A 17,221-nucleotide genomic window follows, 5' to 3' on the forward strand; every position below is an offset into this window, starting at 1 on the left:
TCCAGGAGATCGGCGAGCGCAGCGGCGGGGCCTGGCGGCCGAGCCCGGGCTCGGTCTACCCGACACTCCAGTTGCTGGAGGACGAGGGGCTGATCACCAGCCGGAGCGAGGGCGGCAAGAATCTGTTCACGCTCACCGACAGCGGGCGCGCGGAGGCCGAGTCGGGGCCGGAGGCCCCGTGGGAAGAGGCCGGGCGCACCTTCGACTGGGACACGATGAACGAGATCCGGCAGGCCGGCTTCGGGCTGATGGAGGCGTTCGGACAGGTCTGGAAGACCGGTACGCCCGAGCAGCGCCAGAAGGCCCTGGGGGTCATCAACGAGACCCGCAAGAAGCTGTATCTGATCCTCGCCGACGACGAGTGACCGCCTTCGCGGTACGCGTACGAGTGCGCGTACGGGCACAGGTACGGGCACGTGCGTGAGCCCCGCGGCTTCGGTCGCGGGGCTTACGCACGTACTGATTCCGATACGCCCGCGCCCCGGCCTCGGACACGGTTCACCGGGCCGAGCCCCCGTGGGTGCTCCGCGCCGATTGCGCCCCGGCGGCGGCCCCGACGCCGAAGGCAAGGCGGCGCGACGACCCCGGGGGAGAACCGGGGCGATCTCATTCGTAAGGAGGAGAACCCGCGTCGGCACGCCCACCCTCCGGCGGACGTGCGAATGCTCCCCGCCGGGGATGCCCGGCAGGAAACGGACTGATGGGGTGAGAGGGTGCAGAGCCCTCCTCCGCGGGTGCCGGAACAGAACGCACCCACCCGAACCGAGCGTCCCGCTCCGGCGCGCGCCGGAGCGAGGCAGGCCGAGGCCAGGGCCGCGGCCGAGTCCCGGCTCACCGTGGAGCTGGCCACTGCGCTCTCCCGCGCGCGCCGCAGGGCCCTGCGCGACGGCGACAAGCAGATCGACACGGCCCATCTGCTGCACTCGCTGCTGGAGTCGGACCCGGAGGTACGGGCGGCCTTCGACAGCGGCGAGCGGACGACCAGGGTGCTCGGCTATCTCGTACAGCGCAGCATCGGCTACGGTCTGCGCTGGCAGGGCACCGTGGAGGACTCCGGCACCCTTCCTGTGGTGCGCGGCCGTGCCCTGAACGGCTGGTCGCCGCAGGCCGTCATCGCCATGAGGGGAGCCCTGGAGCGGGCCGCGCTGCGCGGCGACCCGCGCGCCCGCGGGCTCGATCTGCTCGCCGCGCTCGCCTCCGACCGGGAGTGCCGGGCGGTGGATGTCCTCGTACGGGCCGGGGTCGACGCCGAGTCACTGGCCGGGCGGCTGTCGCGCCAGGCGTGAGTCGGCGGGTGCTTTCCGATGGGCGTGACCGGTGGGGGTGACCCGGTGGGGCGCGGCCCGGCCGGTGCGGTGCTTCGAGAGGTGCGGCGTCCCAGAGGCGTGGCCGGCCGTGTCGTGTCCAGATGTCCGACAGGTGTAATGGGTCCCTGACTCCTGACGGAAGCTGACATGATGACGCCATGCACGCGTCTCAGGGGAGGAGCGTCGGCCTGGGCATAGCCCTGGTGTCGGCGTTCGCGTTCGGCGGTTCGGGTGTCGCGGCCAAGCCGCTCATCGAAGCGGGGCTCGACCCGCTCCATGCTGTCTGGCTGCGGGTCGCCGGGGCCGCGCTGGTCATGCTGCCCCTCGCCTGGCGCCACCGGTCGCTCCTGCGGCGAAGGCCCGCGCTGCTCGCGGGATTCGGGCTGTTCGCGGTGGCCGGGGTGCAGGCCTTCTACTTCGCCTCGATCTCCCGTATCCCCGTCGGGGTCGCGCTGCTCATCGAGTACTTCGGCCCGGTGCTCGTCCTGCTCTGGGTACGTTTCGTCCAGCGGCGCCATGTGACTCGCGCCGCCGCGGTCGGCGTGGTGCTCGCGGTGGGCGGGCTGGCCTGTGTGGTGGAGGTCTGGTCCGGGCTGAGCTTCGACCCCGTCGGGGTGCTGCTCGGACTCGGCGCGGCCTGCTGCCAGGCGTTCTATTTCATCCTGGCCGACCAGGGCACCGGCGGCGCGGACGCGCCGGATCCGCTGGGAGTGATCGCGTACGGGCTGCTCGTCGGAGCCGTCGTACTGACTGTGATCGCCCGTCCCTGGGGCATGGACTGGTCGTTGCTCGGCGGGAGCGCCGACATGGGCGGTACGGAGGTGTCCGCCGCTCTGCTGCTCGGCTGGGTCGTACTGATCGCGACCGTGCTCGCCTATGTGACCGGTGTGGTCTCGGTGCGCAGGCTCTCCCCGCAGGTGGCCGGGGTGGTCGCGTTCCTGGAGGCGGTCGTCGCGACCGTACTGGCCTGGGTGCTGCTGGGGGAGCACCTTTCGACGCCTCAGATCATCGGCGGCGCGGTCGTGCTGGCCGGTGCCTTTGTCGCCCAGTCGACAACTCCGTCGGCACAGAAGCCGCCCACCGGGCCGGTGGCGGGCGGGCCGGGCGGTGCGCGGCCGGCGGACGGCGCGACCGGTGCCGTGTCGGAAGCCCCGACGGGAGCCGCGGTCGATACGGGCACCGCACGCGAGACGCGGTTGTCCGCCGAGGGCACCGCACCGTAGGGTGCCGATCATGCATTCGACCGTACTGCCGCCTCCCGCCGCTTAGCGCGGGCGGCCATCCGCTGACGAAGACCGGGCCCGGGCCGGGCTGTCCATAGGACAGCACCGTGTACCCGTGCGGTTCGTCGCTGCCCGCGTGACGGAGCTGAGCGACCATCCACCCGTTCTTCACACGGAGACGTCACGTGTCGAATCCTGCTGCCCCTTCCGGTACTTCCGCCTCTGCTGCCACTTCTGCCTCCTCTGACACTTCCGCTTCCTGGCGCGAGCCCGCTTCCGCCGTCGCCTCCGGCCTGCCCGTAGGGCGGGGCCTGTTCTTCCTGATCGTCGCCGGGGTCGCCTGGGGGACCGCCGGAGCCGCCGGCTCCCTGGTCTACCGGATCAGCGATCTCGGCCCGCTCGCGCTCTCCTTCTGGCGCTCGGCGGGCGGGCTCGTCCTGCTGCTGGGCGTACTCGCGCTCCGGCGGCGGCGCCGGGAACCCGGGCCCGTGGAGCCGGTCCGCCGGCGGCTGCTCCGTATCGCCGCGACCGGAATCGGGCTGACCGTCTTTCAGAGCGCCTACTTCGCGGCCGTCGAGGCGACCGGACTCGCCGTCGGCACCGTGGTCACCCTCGGCGCGGGACCTGTACTCATTGCTCTCGGGGCGCGGCTCACCATGGGTGAGCGGCTGGGCACCGGCGGACTCGCCGCGGTGGCCGGTGCCCTGGCCGGTCTCGGGGTGCTGGTCCTGGGCGGCGGGAGCGGCACCGTACACCCCGCGGGGGTGGCCTTCGCGCTTCTGTCCGCGGCCGGATACGCGGCGATCACCCTGCTCACCCGTTGGCTGGGGCGCGACGGCGGCGGCGCCGACTCCGTGTCCACCACCGCCTGGTCCTTCGCCATCGGCGCGGTCCTGCTGCTGCCGCTCGCCGCGGGCGAGGGGCTGGTGCCGGCGACCGCGGAACCGATGCGGGTGTGCTGGCTGCTGGTGTACGTGGCGGCCGTGCCCACCGCGCTCGCCTACGCCCTCTACTTCGCCGGGGCCGCGGTGGTGCGGGCCGCGACCGTCTCCGTGATCATGCTGCTGGAGCCGGTGAGCGCGGCGGTGATCGCGGTCGTACTGCTCGGCGAGCGGCTGACCGTGGCCACCGTGGCGGGCACGCTGCTGCTGCTCGCGGCCGTCGCGGGGCTCGCACTGGCCGAGGCCAGAAGCGCGGCGGTACGGCGCAGGGCGACGGCGCCGGCCTGACGGCGAGGGGCGAGGGGCGCGCGACCCGCTTCCGCGCCCCTCTTCTCCGTACAACCTGCTGTACGAGCGGCACACCTGGGTGTACGACGGGCCTCGGCCGGAGCCCCGGACCTCGGAGAGCGGCCTGAGCCCTGAAGCGCGGCCGATCTCAGAGCACGGACAGGTAGTCGGGCAGGGCGATCGACGGGCCGAGGTCGTCCGCAGGCACGGGCGCGCCGTAGCCGTGCGCGAGCGGCACCACCCCGGCCCAGTGCGGCAGCCCGAGGTCCTCCGCGTCGTCGTTGGGCCCGCCCGTACGGACCTTCGCCGAGACCTCGTCCAGATCGAGCCGGAGCACGGCGGTCGCGGCGAGTTCGCGGTCATTGGCGGGGCGCGAGTCGTAGGAGCGGCCGGGGACCACATGGTCGACGATCGCGTCGAGCGCGGCGCGCCGCTCGTCGGCGTCGGTGACCTGGCGCGCGAGGCCGTGGACCACCACGGAGCGGTAGTTGATGGAGTGGTGGAAGGCGGACCGCGCCAGGACCAGGCCGTCGACATGGGTCACGGTCAGACAGACCGCCAGCCCCGGATCTCCCGAGTCCGCACGGCCGCCCGCCATGCGCAGCGGGCGCGAGCCGGTCGAGCCGTGGACGTACAGCCGCTCGTCCACCCGGCCGTAGAGCGTCGGCAGGACCACCGGAGCCCCGTCGCGGACGAAACCGAGATGGCAGACGTACGCCTCGTCGAGTATGGCGTGCACCAGCTCACGGTCGTATGCCGCGCGCTCCCGGGCGCGGGTGGGGACGGTGCGCGGTGTGGGCCGGTAGGCGGCGGTGGCGTCCGGCGGCGCGATCTCCGACATTGCGTCCTCCATTGCACTAGTGCATAGTATTCTTTGTGCTAGGAGAGTATCGGATTACGGGTCGGGGCGCGGCGGAGATTTCCGCCGACGTGGAGCGCGCGGTGGGCGCGGGCGAGCTGGTTCCGGGCCAATTGCTGCCCCCGATGCGGGAGTTGGCCACCGACCTGGGGGTCAATCCGAATACCGTCGCGGCGGCCTACCGGATCCTGCGCGAGCGCGGGGTGATCGAGACGGCGGGGCGCAGGGGCAGCCGGATCCGGCCGCGTCCCGCCAGTACGGCCCGGGGCTCGATCCGGGTCGAGGCGCCCCCGGGCGTACGGGACGTGTCGGAGGGCAATCCCGATCCGGCCCTGCTGCCCCCGCTGCGCGACGCCCTCGCCGCCGCCGCGCGCCACAATGCCCGCGAGCCCATGCTCTACGGACGGGCGCCCGTCGACCCCGAGCTGGCGAGGCTGGCCCGCGCGGATCTCGACGCCGACGGGGTGCCGCCCGGCGCCGTCGCCGTCACCTCGGGGTCGCTGGACGCGATCGAACGGGTGCTGGCCGCCCATCTCAGAACGGGTGACGCGGTCGCCGTCGAGGACCCGGGCTGGGGCGGTCTGCTGGATCTCGTCCCCGCACTCGGACTGCGGCCCGTACCGGTCGGGCTCGACGACGAAGGCCCCCTCCCCGCCGATCTGGACCGGGCGCTGCGGTCCGGGGTCCGCGCCGTCGTCGTCACCGACCGCGCGCAGAACCCGACGGGCGCCGTGGTGAGCGCGGCCCGCGCGCACGAGTTGCGGGCCCTGCTCGCGGCCCGGCCCGAGGTGCTGCTGATCGAGGACGACCACGGCCACCGCATCGTGGACGTACCGCTGCACCCGCTCGCCGGGGTCACCGATGCCTGGGTGCTCGTACGCTCCACCGCCAAGGCGTACGGGCCCGATCTGCGGCTCGCGGTGCTGACCGGGGACGCGCTGACCGTGGATCGGGTGCTGGGGCGCCAGCAACTCGGCCCCGGCTGGGTCAGCAGACTGCTCCAGCGCGCCGTCGTGCATCTCTGGACCTCGGGCGCGCTGGACGCACGGGCCGTGGCACGGTCGTACGGACGGCGGCGCGACGGACTCGTACGGGCACTGGCCGACCGCGGCGTCGAGGCGCACGGACGCAGCGGGATGAATGTCTGGGTGCCGGTCGCCGACGAGACCGGCGCGGTGGCGCGGCTGCTGCGGGCGGGCTGGGCGGTCGCGCCCGGGGCGCGTTTCCGGATGGCCGCGCCCCCGGGCGTACGGCTGACCGTGTCGTCCCTGACGGACGCCGACATCGGTCCGGTCGCCGACGCGCTGGCGGAGGCCGCCGGCCCCGCGCCCGCGCGCGCCTACGGCTGACCGCTCCGGCGCGCCCGCGGCCGACGGCCCGAAGAACCCCCGGCCCGGCTCTGGGTGAGCGCGGCCCCGGCGAGGATGACCAGGGCGCCGACCGGCGTGTTCCAGGTCAGCTCCTCACCGAGGAGCGTGACCCCGGCCGCGGTCGCGATGACCGGGATGAAGTACGTGACCATCGTGCCGGTCGTCGGGCCGACCTCGGCGACCACTCCGTACTGGAGCAGGATCGCCAGGCCGGTGCCCAGCGCTCCGAGCACGAACACGGAGAGCAGCGGGCCCGTGGGGAACGAGGTCGGCAGGGTGGTGAACAGCGGGGTGACCAGCGCCAGTTGGAGCAGGGCGAGAAAGAGCTGCGCGCCGGTCAGGGAGAGATGGGAACTGCTGCTGCCCGCCAGAGTACGGCGTACGTAGATCCAGCCCACCGGGTAGCTCAGCGAGGCCAGCAGGGCCATCGCCGTACCCGTGAGGTCGAGACCCGAGAAGCCCTGCCAGGCGCCGAGCACGGTCAGCACCCCGAGGAAGCCGATGCCCAGACCGGCGACCCGGCGGCGGGTGGGCCGGTCCTCCGAGAGCGCGACGAGGGAGAGCACCATGCCCCACAGCGGCGAGGTGGCGTTGCAGATGCCCGCGAGCGTCGAGGGGATCGTCAGCTCGGCGTAGGCGAACAGCGAGAACGGCAGCGCGTTCAGGAGGAAGGCCGCGACCGTGAGATGTACCCAGGTGCGTGTGCCCCGGGGGAGCCGCTCGCGCCGGACCGCCATCGCGACGGCGAGCACCGCCGTACCGAAGAACAGCCGGCCGAAGGTCACCTGGAAGGGCGCGAAGCCGTTCGTGCCGACCTTGATCAGCAGAAAGCTGAAGCCCCAGATGACCGCGAGCGCCGCGAACCGGATACGCCAGTCGAACCGGATGCGCCCGCCGAGGAAGAAGCGGGTACGGGCTGGAGCCGGAGCCGAGGGCGGCGGGGCGGTGGCTGCGGCGGGGGCCGGTGTGATCGCCGGGGCTGAGGACGGTCCTGGGCCGGGCGGGGTCGCGGTGCTCATACCGCCACGATGGCGTGAACTACCTCGTAGAACAAGCGAGAATATCTCGGCACTTCTGATTAGTATCGCTTACATGTTGAATCTGGAGAGGCTCCGGACCCTGGACGCCCTGGCCCGCCATGGCTCGGTGAGCGCCGCCGCCGAGGGACTGCATGTGACGACCTCGGCCGTCTCCCAGCAGCTCGCCAAACTGGAGCGCGAGGTGGGCCAGCAGCTCCTGGCCAGGAACGGGCGCGGAGTGCGGCTCACCGACGCGGGACGGCTGCTCGCCGACCACGCGGCACGCATCATCTCGCAGGTGGAAGTGGCGCAGTCGGACATCGAGGCGCAGCGCGGACGGGTGGTAGGAGAGGTCCGGATCTCGGCCTTCCCGACGGCCGCGCGAGGGCTCTTCCCGGCGGCGATCAGCGCCCTGCACGAGAGACACCCAGAACTGCGGGTGACATCCCGTGAGTTGGAGCCCGAGGCAGGGGTACGAGGGGTCAGCAGAGGCGATGTCGATCTCGGGGTGGTGCTCGACTGGAGCAACAAGCGGCTGCCCGTGCCCGGCGGACTGGCCACCGCGCATCTTCTCGACGACGCGGCCGATGTGGCCATGCCCGCCGACCACCCGCACGCGGACCGTACGGAAGTGGATCTGGAGGAGTTCGCCGACGACCCCTGGGTGTCCTGGCCCGAGGGCGAATTCTGTTACGACTGGCTGATGTTCACGCTCCGGTCGAAGGGGATCGAGCCGCGCATCGCCCATCTCGCCGGGGAGCACCACACCCAACTCGCCCTGATCGCGGCCGGACTCGGGGTCTGTGTGGCGCCGAGGCTGGGACGCGGGCCCGTACCGGAGGGCGTGGCGGTCGTTCCCGTACGGCAGAAGATGCGCCGGCACATCTACGCGGTCTGGCGGACCGACGCGGACCGCCGTCCGTCGATCAGAGCGGCGGTCGAGGCCCTGCGCGAGGCGGCCCGGCTGGTGGAGGGCTGAGCCCGTGGAGGGCTGACAACGCCCCTGCGCATGGCGGCCGGCGGCCGCGGTCAGGCGAGCGTGATCGAGTCCCCGGTGACCGTGATCGACGCGGCGGGCAGCGGCTGGGTCGCGGGCCCGGACTTCACACTGCCGTCCGCCGCGCTGAACTGGCTGCCGTGGCACGGGCAGTGGATGATCCCGTCGGAGATGTCCTTCACCGCGCAGCCCTGGTGGGTGCACTTGGACGAGAAGGCCTTGAACTCGCCCGCCGCGGGCTGGGTGACGACCACGCCCTTGTCGGCGAAGACCATGCCACCGCCCTCGGGGATGTCGGTGGTCTTCGCGAGGACATCGCCCCCGCCGGCGCCGTCGGAGCTGTCCGCTCCCGGCGTGCCGCCGCCGCTGTCCGTGGCGTCGCCACCGGTCGCCGGTGCCTCACCCGCGGAGTCCGCGGGCGCGTCCGATCCGCTGTCGCCGCACGCGACGAGCGCCGCGCTCAGTCCCGCCGCTCCGGCCGCCGCCACCACCGTCCTGCGCGTCACGACCCGTGCGGACCCCTGCCATCCCGCCATACCCAAGCTCCGTTCGACGGCCGGCTCTCGGTCGGCCGGTTCAACGGAAGATACGCAGCGGAGTACTGCGACGTTCAAGTATTCGGGGACGAATCGAGGGATTTTTTCAGAAAGCCGAGTTCGTGCAGGAGCAGACCGTCCGCCACTCCTTCCCGGGCGACGAGATGGCCCGTACGGGGCAGCGGCAGTACGGAGTGGGGGCGGCCGGCGGCGAGCAGCGCGGCCGAGAGCCGGAACGTATGGGCCGGGACCACATTGTCGTCGGCGAGTCCATGGATGAGCAGCAGGGGCCGGACCGGGATCTGGGCCGCTTCGGGATGTGCGTACGACAGGTGTTCGGCGTACGAGAGCGGCGAGCTGCGTGCGTACCCCTCGGGCTGGACCTCCGGATGGCCGAGGTAGCGCTCCTCCCAGTACGTGTCGTACAGCCGCCGGTCGGTGGGCGGCGCACCCGCCACCGCCGCGTGGAACACATCGGGGCGGCGCAGCACCGCGCCCGCCGCCAGATAGCCGCTGAACGACCAGCCCCGGATACCGACCCGCGTCAGGTCCAGCGCGTCGTACCGCTCGGCCGCCGCGTGCAGCGCGTCGATCTGGTCCGTGAGCGCGGGGCCCAGCCGGTCGCCGACGATGGCGCGCTGCCACTCCACCCCGCGCCCGGGAGTGCCGCGCCCGTCCGTGGCGAGCACGGCGAAGCCCTGCTCGGCGAACCACTGGCACACCGCCGTGTACCAGGCGCGCGCCCGGGTCACCACCTGCATCCCGGGCCCCGCGTACGGACTGAGCAGCACCGGCAGCTTGCGGCCCGAGCCCTCCTCGTACCAGGAGGGCAGTTGGAGCCGGGAGCGCAACTCCCGCTCGCCGAGGGTGAGATGGACCGGCCGTGGGGTGATCAGCGGTTCCTCGGCGAGGACCGCGATCCGGCCCACGGGCTTTTCACCGCGCAGTACGGTCACCCGTCGGCCGTCCGGTGTCGCGCTGTCGAGGACAAGGGTGTCGCCCCCGGCAGTGGCCGAGTGCACCCCGGGCTCGTCGGTCAGCCGGGTGAAACCCTTCTCCTCTTCATACGACCAGACGTGGACCTCCGTCGGCTCCTCGCTCGCCGTGAAGTACACCCGCTCGCCGACCGCACCCGGATCCTGTCCCACGAGGGTCCGCCGGACAGCGCCCAGCACCTCGCGGATCTGGAGTCCCGCGGGGGAGAGCGCCTCACCGATCCGGACCGACCGGGTGTCGCCCTGGACGCAGGGCAGCACCAGCGCACCGGAGGCGGTGTGGAGCGGCGCGCCCGGCGGGAACTCCACCCAGTGGTCGTCCGTCAGCCGGGACAGCGGCTCGACCGCGCCGGTCACCGGATCGGCCCGCAGAACCCACATCGTGCGCTGGTCCCGGGTCTGGAGACTGATCAACGGACCCGCACTTTCCCACTCCGCGCTGACGACATATTCGAAGGCGGGGTCCTGCCACTCGCCCTTCGGCGCCTCGTCCTCGGGCGCGCGGGCGGGCAGTTGTACGGGAGTGTGGATGCCGTCGACCGTGACCAGGTGCAGCGAGGTCACGGCATTGGCCGTCCCCGCCGCCGGATAGCGGATCGTCCGCGGCGGCCGGGCCGGGTCCGCCGGATCCCCGATGTACCAGCGCGTCACCATCGCGGTGTCGACCCGGGCCACCAGCAGGGCATCGCCCGCCGGCGACCACCAGTAGCCGCGTGATCTGCCGATGGACTCCGCCGCGACATGGTCGGCCAGTCCATAGGTCACATCCGCTGTCTCGGGCCGCGCCAGTGTCCGGTCCCGTGCCCCGTCCGTCCGTACGGTATGCAGGGCGCCCCCGGTCACATAGGCGATCAGGGTGCCGTCCGGGGAGGGGCGCGGGTCGGTCGCCGGTCCCGCGGTGGGGATGTGCCACGGGGCGCCGCCGTCCGTCCGTACCGCCCAGAGCGCGCCTCCCAGCGCGAACGCCACGAGCCGCGCGGCGCGGTCGGTCGCGTAGGCCACCACCCCGGTGGCGGTCACCCGGTCCCGCTCGCGCCGGGTCCGTTCCTCGTCGGACAGCCGCTCGGGGACAGAGCTCAGGTGTGCCGGGTCGGCGAGGATCCGCTCCTCGCCGTTCTCGTACAGCCACAGTGGGGTACGCGGATCGGAGCCGGAGACGGACCGTACGAACAGCACCCGCTCGCCGTCCGGGGAGACCGTGAAGCGGCTGGGGACACCGAGCGAGAAACGACGGGTACGGGCGAACTGGCGTGGGAACGCGGTGGGATCGGCGGTCTGCATGGGCGGTGTGGCCTCCGGGCTTCTGCGTTTTTGTACGGGCTTCTGTATGTACGGGCTGTATATGCGGGCTGTGTGTCCGGGCATGGCAAACGGATAGTGCGGGTGTGGCTGAGGGGCCGCGCGGGCTCGGCGTGGGGGCGTGGCTCATGGGCACGGGCCGGGCCGTCAATGCACCGGGCGGCCGTCACGCCCGGCAGTAACCTGGCGCAATGCTCACCGAAGTCACAGCGACCCGCTATGTCACGCCCTTGCGTGAGGGCGGATCGCTCCCGGGGATCGTCGAGGCCGACGATCTCGGTACATACGTCATGAAGTTCACCGGTGCGGGTCAGGGCAGGAAAACCCTGGTCGCCGAGGTGATCTGCGGGGAACTCGGCCGCAGGCTTGGCCTTCGTGTCCCCACGCTGGTGCGGATGCAGCTCGACCCGGTCATCGGGCTCTCCGAGCCGGACCAGGAGGTGCAGGAGCTGCTTAAGGCGAGCGGCGGACTCAACCTCGGCATGGACTATCTGCCAGGGTCGATCGGCTTTGACCCCCTAGCTTATCAAGTGGGTCCTGAGGAGGCCGGGCGGGTCGTCTGGTTCGACGCGGTCATCAACAACGTCGACCGCTCCTGGCGCAACCCCAACATGCTGGTCTGGCACGGTGATCTGTGGCTGATCGACCACGGCGCCACCATGATCTGGCACCACAACTGGCCGGGCGCGGTGGCCTCGGCGGCGAAACCGTACAACGCGTCCGACCATGCCCTGGCACCCTTCGGACCCGATCTCGCGTCCGCCGCCGCGGAGTTGGCGCCCCTGGTCACCGAGGAGCTGCTGACCGCGATCGCGGCCGACGTACCCGACGAGTGGCTGGTCGACGAGCCGGGCTTCGACTCGACGGACGCGCTGCGCCGCGCGTATGTGGAACCGCTGCTGGCGCGCGCCGCCACCATCCATGAACGGATCGTCCTCGACGCGCCCACCAAGAGCCGGCCCTCAGGGGCGCCCGGCTGGCTGGCCGCCCGACTGGCCCCCGTGCCCCGGACCACGCGGCAGCAGAACGACGAGAAGGACAGCGGCCAGTGAGCGACAAGGACGTCTACGAGTACGCGCTGCTGCGCGTGGTGCCCCGCGTCGAGCGCGGCGAGTGCTTCAACGCGGGCGTGCTGGTCTACTGCCGCGCCCGGTCCTATGTCGCCGCGAGGACCCATCTCGACGAGGCGAAGCTGACGGCCCTCGACCCGCGCGCCGATGTGGTGGGGGTACGGGCGGCCCTGCGCGCGGTCGAGAGCGTCTGCCGGGGCGGGGACCTGGCGGGACAGGCCGCGGGGGACGATCCGGGCCGGCGGTTCCGCTGGCTGATCGCTCCGCGCTCGACGGTCGTACAGCCCGGTCCCGTACACACCGGGCTGACGGCCGACCCGAATGCGGAGACCGAACGGCTGCTGGATCTGCTGGTGCGGTGACGGCCGGCACGACAGCGCGACGACGGGGACGATGGGGGACGGTGATGGGCCGTCGATGACTGGCTGATTACCGATGGGTGGGCGCCGGAGGCCGATCGATGGATGGGCGATTACCGGCCAATGAGCGGCCGTTCGCGGCGGGGCCTCCGGCGCGGCTCGGTACGCGGCTCGGGTGTGACTCGGACGCGGCTCCGGGACGACTCGCACGTGCCTCCGGTATGACCGCGGCTGCCGGACGGGGCCGGCTGCCGCGGTCGGCCCCGTGGGCCGTTGACACCGGGTGCTGTCCCTTCTAGCGTCTCGAATACTGGAGCGACTAAGCGGTCGCTCAGTGTTCGCGGACCTGTTGACGGGTCCGATCGCGGGTCTGATGAGAGCCGCGGTTCCCAGAGCGAGGAGAAACCAGGGATGTCCACCACCGAACGGCGCGTAGCCATCGTGACCGGGGCGGCGCGCGGCATCGGCGCCGCCACCGCCGTACGGCTGGCCGCCGACGGCCGCGCCGTCGCCGTGCTCGACCTCGACGAAGCGGCCTGCGCGGACACCGTCGGGAAGATCACCGAGGCGGGCGGCAGCGCGCTCGCCGTCGGCTGCGACGTCTCCGACAGCGCGCAGGTGGAGGCCGCCGTCGGGCGGGTCGCCGCCGAGCTGGGCGCGCCGACGGTCCTCGTCAACAACGCGGGTGTCCTGCGGGACAACCTGCTCTTCAAGATGAGCGAGTCCGACTGGGACACGGTGGTGAACGTGCACCTCAAGGGCGCGTTCCTGATGGCGCGCGCCTGCCAGAAGTACATGGTGGACGCCCAGTTCGGCCGTATCGTGAGCCTCTCCTCCAGCTCGGCGCTGGGCAACCGCGGTCAGGCCAACTACGCCGCCGTCAAGGCGGGTCTGCAGGGCTTCACCAAGACGCTGGCGAAGGAACTGGGCAAGTTCGGCGTCACCGCCAACGCCGTCGCCCCGGGCTTCATCGTCACCGAGATGACCGCTCAGACCGCCGCTCGGGTCGGCATGGGATTCGAGGACTTCCAGGCTGCCGCGGCGACCCAGATCCCGGTCCAGCGCGTCGGCAGGCCGGAGGACGTCGCCAACGCCATCGCGTTCTTCGCCGGGGACGACGCGGGCTTTGTGTCGGGACAGGTCCTGTACGTGGCCGGCGGACCCCTCAACTGAGCACGGGAGACAGGGACATGACCGAAGGCACGGAGCAGTCGGAGCAGGCGGGCCAGGCGCGGCGGACCGAGCGGACGGACCAGGCCGGCCGGGCACCCGACAGCGGGAAGGTCGCGCTGGTCACGGGCGCGAGCCGGGGCATCGGATACGGCATCGCCGAGGCGTTCGTCGCCCGCGGCGACCGGGTGTGCATCACCGGCCGGGGCGAGGACGCGCTCAAGGAAGCGGTGGAGCGGCTCGGTTCCGACCGGGTGATCGGGGTGGCGGGCAAGGCGCACGACGAGGCGCACCAGGCGATCGCGGTCGAGCGCGTCATGGAGGCGTTCGGCCGGGTCGACTTCCTGGTCAACAACGCCGGTACGAACCCGGTCCTCGGCCCGATGGCCGAGCTGGACCTCAATGTGGCGCGCAAGGTGTTCGAGACGAACGTGGTCTCTGCGCTGGGCTTCGCGCAGCTCACCTGGCGCGCCTGGCAGCGGGAGAACGGCGGAGCGATCGTGAACATCGCGTCGGTCGCCGGGATTTCGGCATCCCCCTTCATCGGCGCGTACGGGATGAGCAAGGCGGCGATGGTCAATCTGACCCTTCAGCTCGCCCATGAGTTCGCGCCCGCCGTACGGGTCAACGCGATTGCGCCCGCCGTGGTCAAGACCCGCTTCGCGCAGGCGCTTTACGAGGGCCGGGAGGCCGAGGCGGCCGCCGCGTACCCGCTGGGCAGGCTCGGGGTGCCCGAGGACATCGGTGGCGCGGCCGCGTTCCTCACCTCCGACCAGTCCGACTGGATCACCGGTCAGACGCTGGTGGTTGACGGAGGCATCTTCCTGAACGCCGGAGTGGGGTGAGGGGCGGGCCGGACGGGTCCGGAGGCCGGTGACGGGCGGGTGAGGAACGGCACCCCAAGGGGTGAACGGCGTGCTCGACGACCTTTCCAAAAGCCCCACCGGATCACCGTACGAATCCGGCCAATGCTGCGGTATGGTCTGCCGATCCATGGCTGAACAAGGAGCGTGAACGTGTTCAACCGGACCAGTCGGCGGGCCACCGCGGCCCTCGCGTCCATATCCCTGCTCTCGGGATGCAGTCTGTTCTCGGACGATGAGGCGAGCGGGGCGCAGAAGATAACCGTCGGCACGACGAGCGAGCCGCCGACCCTCGACCCGGCCGCCTCCTGGGACAACGGCTGGGAGATGTTCCGCAATGTGTTCCAGACCCTGGTGGCCTTTCCCACCGGCAGTTCGTATCCACAGCCGGACGCGGCTCGCCAGTGCGACTTCGCCGACGAGTCCAACCAGGTCTTCGAGTGCGTCTTACGGGAGAAACTGAAGTTCTCCGACGGCACCAATCTCGACGCGGCGGCCGTCAAGCACTCCTTCGACCGGATTCTGAAGATCAATGTCCAGGGCGGTCCCGCCGGACTCCTGGAGTCCCTGGCGAAGGTCGAGACACGCGGTGACAACACGGTCGTCTTCCGGCTGAAGAAGCCGGACGCCACCTTCCCGTTCATCCTGGCCACGCCCGCCATGTCCATCGTGAATCCGGCGGAGTACCCGCTGGACAAGCTCAGACAGGACGGCAAGGTCAACGGCTCGGGGCCGTACACCCTCGCCTCGTACACCCCCGGCGACAGCGCGGAGCTGGTACGGAACGAGCTGTACGAGGGCTTCGCCGACCGCAGGAACAAGGGCGTCACGATCCAGTACTTCAAGGAGTCGGGCCCCCTCTTCGCGGCGCTGAAGAGCAAGGAGATCGACGCCATTTACCGGGGTCTCACCTCGGAGCAGGTCGTCGAACTCGAAGAGAAGAAGCCGCAGAATGAGCACCTCCAGCTCGTCGAGACCGTCGGCGCCGACATCCGCTATCTGGTGTTCAACCCCGCCGACCCGGCCGCCGGGAGGCTCTCCGTACGGCAGGCCGTCGCCCAGGTCGTGGACCGCGACGAGCTGGTCGCCAAGGTCTACCAGGGCACCGCGGAGCCGCTGTACTCGATGGTCCCCAAGGGCATCGCGGGCCACGCCACCAGCTTCTTCGACCAGTACGGCGACCCCGATGTGGACAGGGCGCGGACGATCCTCGAAGAGGACGGCGTCGAGACGCCCGTACCACTCACCTTCTGGTACACGACGGACCGGTACGGATCGGGTACGGCGGCCGAGTTCGGCGAGCTGAAGCGCCAGCTCGAAGCGTCGGGGCTGTTCGACATCACGCTGCGGGCCAAGCCGTGGAAGCAGTTCCAGGCGGGCTACCAGAAGGGCGACTACCCGGTCTTCGGGCGCGGCTGGTTCCCCGACTTCCCGGATCCCGACAACTTCATCGCGCCCTTCGTGGGCAAGCACAACGCGCTGAGCACGCCGTACGACAGCCCGGAGATCACCGGGACACTGCTGCCGGAGTCGCGCAGGGTCAGCGACCGGGCGGCGGTCAGCCGGCAGTTCGTGCGCGCGCAGGAGATCTTCGTGGACGATGTACGGCTGCTGCCGCTGTGGCAGGGCAAGTTGTACGTGGCCTCGACCGACGACATCGCGGGCGGCGAGCGGGCGCTCGACCCGCAGACGGTGATGCAGATGTGGGAGCTTTACCGCAAGGCGAGCTGGTAGACGGGCGTCCGGGGCGAGGCAGGGGCCGTTGTCAGTGGCCACCGGTAGGTTCAGTGATGCACAAGTGATCGCTTACCGGAGGTTGTTGACGTGACCGACACCGACATGCTGCCCGAGTCCTGGCGTGGCGTCCTCGGCGAGGAGCTGGGCAAGCCCTACTTCAAGGAGCTGGTCGACTTCGTCGAGGAGGAGCGGGCGAACGGGCCGGTCTATCCGCCGCGCGACGAGGTCTTCGCGGCCCTCGCCGCCACGCCGTACGAGAGCGTGAAGGTCCTGATCCTCGGCCAGGACCCGTACCACGGGGCGGGGCAGGGGCACGGGCTGTGCTTCTCCGTACGGCCCGGGGTCAGGACGCCCCCCTCCCTGCGGAACATCTACAAGGAGATGAAGGAGGAGCTGGGCCACCCGGTGCCCGACAACGGCTATCTGATGCCGTGGGCCGAGCAGGGGGTCCTGCTGCTCAACGCGGTGCTGACGGTCCGCGAGGGCGAGGCCAACTCCCACAAGGGCAAGGGATGGGAGAAGGTGACGGACGCGGTGATCCGCGCGGTCGCCGAGCGGCCCGACCCGGCGGTCTTCGTCCTCTGGGGCGCCTATGCGCAGAAGAAGCTGCCGCTGATCGACCAGGAGCGGCATGTGGTGGTGAAGGGCGCCCACCCCTCGCCGCTCTCGGCGAAGAAGTTCTTCGGGTCGCGCCCGTTCACTCAGATAAACGAGGCGGTCGCGGCGCAGGGGCACGACGCCATCGACTGGCGCATCCCGGATCTCGGCTGACCTTGGCCGGCCTCGGCTCCCGCCGACCGGACCGACAGGCTCGGGCCGTCCGCCCGAGCCTGAAGGGGATTGTTCGCTACGGGAGCTAGCGTCATGTTTGTCGGATTTATGGGACGGGCATGCGGAGGCGGCAGTGCGAGAGCGGCGGCAGGCGTCGGAGGACGCCGTGATGACCAGGATCGGGCAGGCGGTCATGCTGCTCCACGGCGGCGACCGCGAGGAGGCACGGAACCGGTTCGGTGCGCTCTGGACGGAGATCGGGGAGACGGGGGACCCCCTCCACCGCTGCACGCTCGCGCACTACATGGCGGACACCCAGGACGACCCGGGCGATGAACTGGCCTGGGACCTGCGGGCGCTGACCGTGGCGGACGGGATCGGGATCAGGGGCGGTGAGCGGTCGGTGCGGGGCGGGGG

The 17,221-nt window shown here is 71.5% G+C and carries 16 protein-coding genes and 1 pseudogene; 13 read left to right on the top strand and 4 right to left on the bottom strand.

The genetic code is table 11. The features are described from left to right. From WH07_RS05830 to WH07_RS05845, 4 genes are all read left to right on the top strand, one after another. Nucleotides 1-365: PadR family transcriptional regulator (locus tag WH07_RS05830; RefSeq protein WP_046496150.1), on the top strand; the 365-nt coding region annotated here is incomplete at its 5' end. A gap of 348 nt (nucleotides 366-713) precedes the next feature. Next, nucleotides 714-1,286, top strand: a complete 573-nt coding sequence (locus WH07_RS05835; protein ID WP_107073632.1) for a Clp protease N-terminal domain-containing protein — start codon at nucleotides 714-716, stop codon at nucleotides 1,284-1,286. 179 nt (nucleotides 1,287-1,465) lie between these two features. Next, entirely contained in the window at nucleotides 1,466-2,530 is a 1,065-nt protein-coding gene (locus tag WH07_RS05840; protein WP_079022977.1) for an EamA family transporter, read from the top strand. Nucleotides 2,531-2,823: 293 nt separating this feature from the next. After that, a complete protein-coding gene (locus WH07_RS05845) occupies nucleotides 2,824-3,759 on the top strand; it encodes a DMT family transporter (protein WP_046496185.1) in 936 nt (311 codons plus the stop codon). A gap of 148 nt (nucleotides 3,760-3,907) precedes the next feature. On the opposite strand, the gene WH07_RS05850 is transcribed toward WH07_RS05845, so the two are convergent. Next, nucleotides 3,908-4,600, bottom strand: a complete 693-nt coding sequence (locus WH07_RS05850; protein ID WP_046496152.1) for a pyridoxamine 5'-phosphate oxidase family protein — start codon at nucleotides 4,598-4,600, stop codon at nucleotides 3,908-3,910. Between the two features lie 35 nt (nucleotides 4,601-4,635). Here WH07_RS05850 and WH07_RS05855 point away from each other — a divergent pair, with 35 nt between their 5' ends. Then, entirely contained in the window at nucleotides 4,636-5,967 is a 1,332-nt protein-coding gene (locus WH07_RS05855) for an aminotransferase class I/II-fold pyridoxal phosphate-dependent enzyme (RefSeq protein ID WP_079022979.1), read from the top strand. On the opposite strand, the gene WH07_RS05860 is transcribed toward WH07_RS05855, so the two are convergent. Continuing rightward, nucleotides 5,958-7,007, bottom strand: a complete 1,050-nt coding sequence (locus tag WH07_RS05860; protein ID WP_046496156.1) for a DMT family transporter — start codon at nucleotides 7,005-7,007, stop codon at nucleotides 5,958-5,960. The genes WH07_RS05855 and WH07_RS05860 overlap by 10 nt on opposite strands. Before the next feature lie 73 nt (nucleotides 7,008-7,080). On the opposite strand from WH07_RS05860, the gene WH07_RS05865 reads away from it, so the two are divergent. Continuing rightward, entirely contained in the window at nucleotides 7,081-7,986 is a 906-nt protein-coding gene (locus WH07_RS05865) for a LysR family transcriptional regulator (RefSeq protein ID WP_046496158.1), read from the top strand. Between the two features lie 50 nt (nucleotides 7,987-8,036). On the opposite strand, the gene WH07_RS05870 is transcribed toward WH07_RS05865, so the two are convergent. Next, nucleotides 8,037-8,540 carry a Rieske (2Fe-2S) protein gene (locus WH07_RS05870; RefSeq protein WP_046496160.1) on the bottom strand — a complete coding sequence of 168 codons (504 nt, stop codon included), beginning with the start codon at nucleotides 8,538-8,540 and terminating at the stop codon, nucleotides 8,037-8,039. A 74-nt stretch (nucleotides 8,541-8,614) separates the two neighbouring features. Then, nucleotides 8,615-10,816 (bottom strand): prolyl oligopeptidase family serine peptidase, encoded by a 2,202-nt coding sequence (locus WH07_RS05875; RefSeq protein ID WP_046496163.1) that lies wholly within the window; start codon nucleotides 10,814-10,816, stop codon nucleotides 8,615-8,617. 209 nt (nucleotides 10,817-11,025) lie between these two features. Here WH07_RS05875 and WH07_RS05880 point away from each other — a divergent pair, with 209 nt between their 5' ends. From WH07_RS05880 to WH07_RS05910, 7 genes and pseudogenes are all read left to right on the top strand, one after another. Then, complete coding sequence (locus WH07_RS05880; protein ID WP_046496166.1) at nucleotides 11,026-11,886, top strand: HipA family kinase; 861 nt, start codon at nucleotides 11,026-11,028, stop codon at nucleotides 11,884-11,886. After that, the gene (locus tag WH07_RS05885) at nucleotides 11,883-12,266 is read left to right on the top strand and encodes a DUF3037 domain-containing protein (protein WP_046496169.1); all 384 of its coding nucleotides are present in this window, start codon (nucleotides 11,883-11,885) and stop codon (nucleotides 12,264-12,266) included. The genes WH07_RS05880 and WH07_RS05885 overlap by 4 nt, the downstream gene beginning before the upstream one ends. 408 nt (nucleotides 12,267-12,674) lie before the next feature. After that, entirely contained in the window at nucleotides 12,675-13,436 is a 762-nt protein-coding gene (gene fabG / locus WH07_RS05890) for a 3-oxoacyl-ACP reductase FabG (protein ID WP_046496172.1), read from the top strand. Nucleotides 13,437-13,453: 17 nt separating this feature from the next. Next, nucleotides 13,454-14,278, top strand: a complete 825-nt coding sequence (locus WH07_RS05895) for an SDR family oxidoreductase (protein WP_232788734.1) — start codon at nucleotides 13,454-13,456, stop codon at nucleotides 14,276-14,278. A gap of 171 nt (nucleotides 14,279-14,449) precedes the next feature. After that, nucleotides 14,450-16,030, top strand: a complete 1,581-nt coding sequence (locus WH07_RS05900; RefSeq protein WP_046496174.1) for an ABC transporter substrate-binding protein — start codon at nucleotides 14,450-14,452, stop codon at nucleotides 16,028-16,030. A 90-nt stretch (nucleotides 16,031-16,120) separates the two neighbouring features. Continuing rightward, nucleotides 16,121-16,804: a uracil-DNA glycosylase gene (locus tag WH07_RS05905; RefSeq protein ID WP_046496175.1), complete on the top strand. Its 684-nt coding sequence runs from the start codon at nucleotides 16,121-16,123 to the stop codon at nucleotides 16,802-16,804. A gap of 169 nt (nucleotides 16,805-16,973) precedes the next feature. Then, nucleotides 16,974-17,221: pseudogene (locus WH07_RS05910) on the top strand (hypothetical protein); the annotation flags it as partial.

Origin of the sequence: Streptomyces odonnellii (assembly GCF_000981895.1) — a bacterium.
Classification (GTDB): domain Bacteria; phylum Actinomycetota; class Actinomycetes; order Streptomycetales; family Streptomycetaceae; genus Streptomyces; species Streptomyces odonnellii.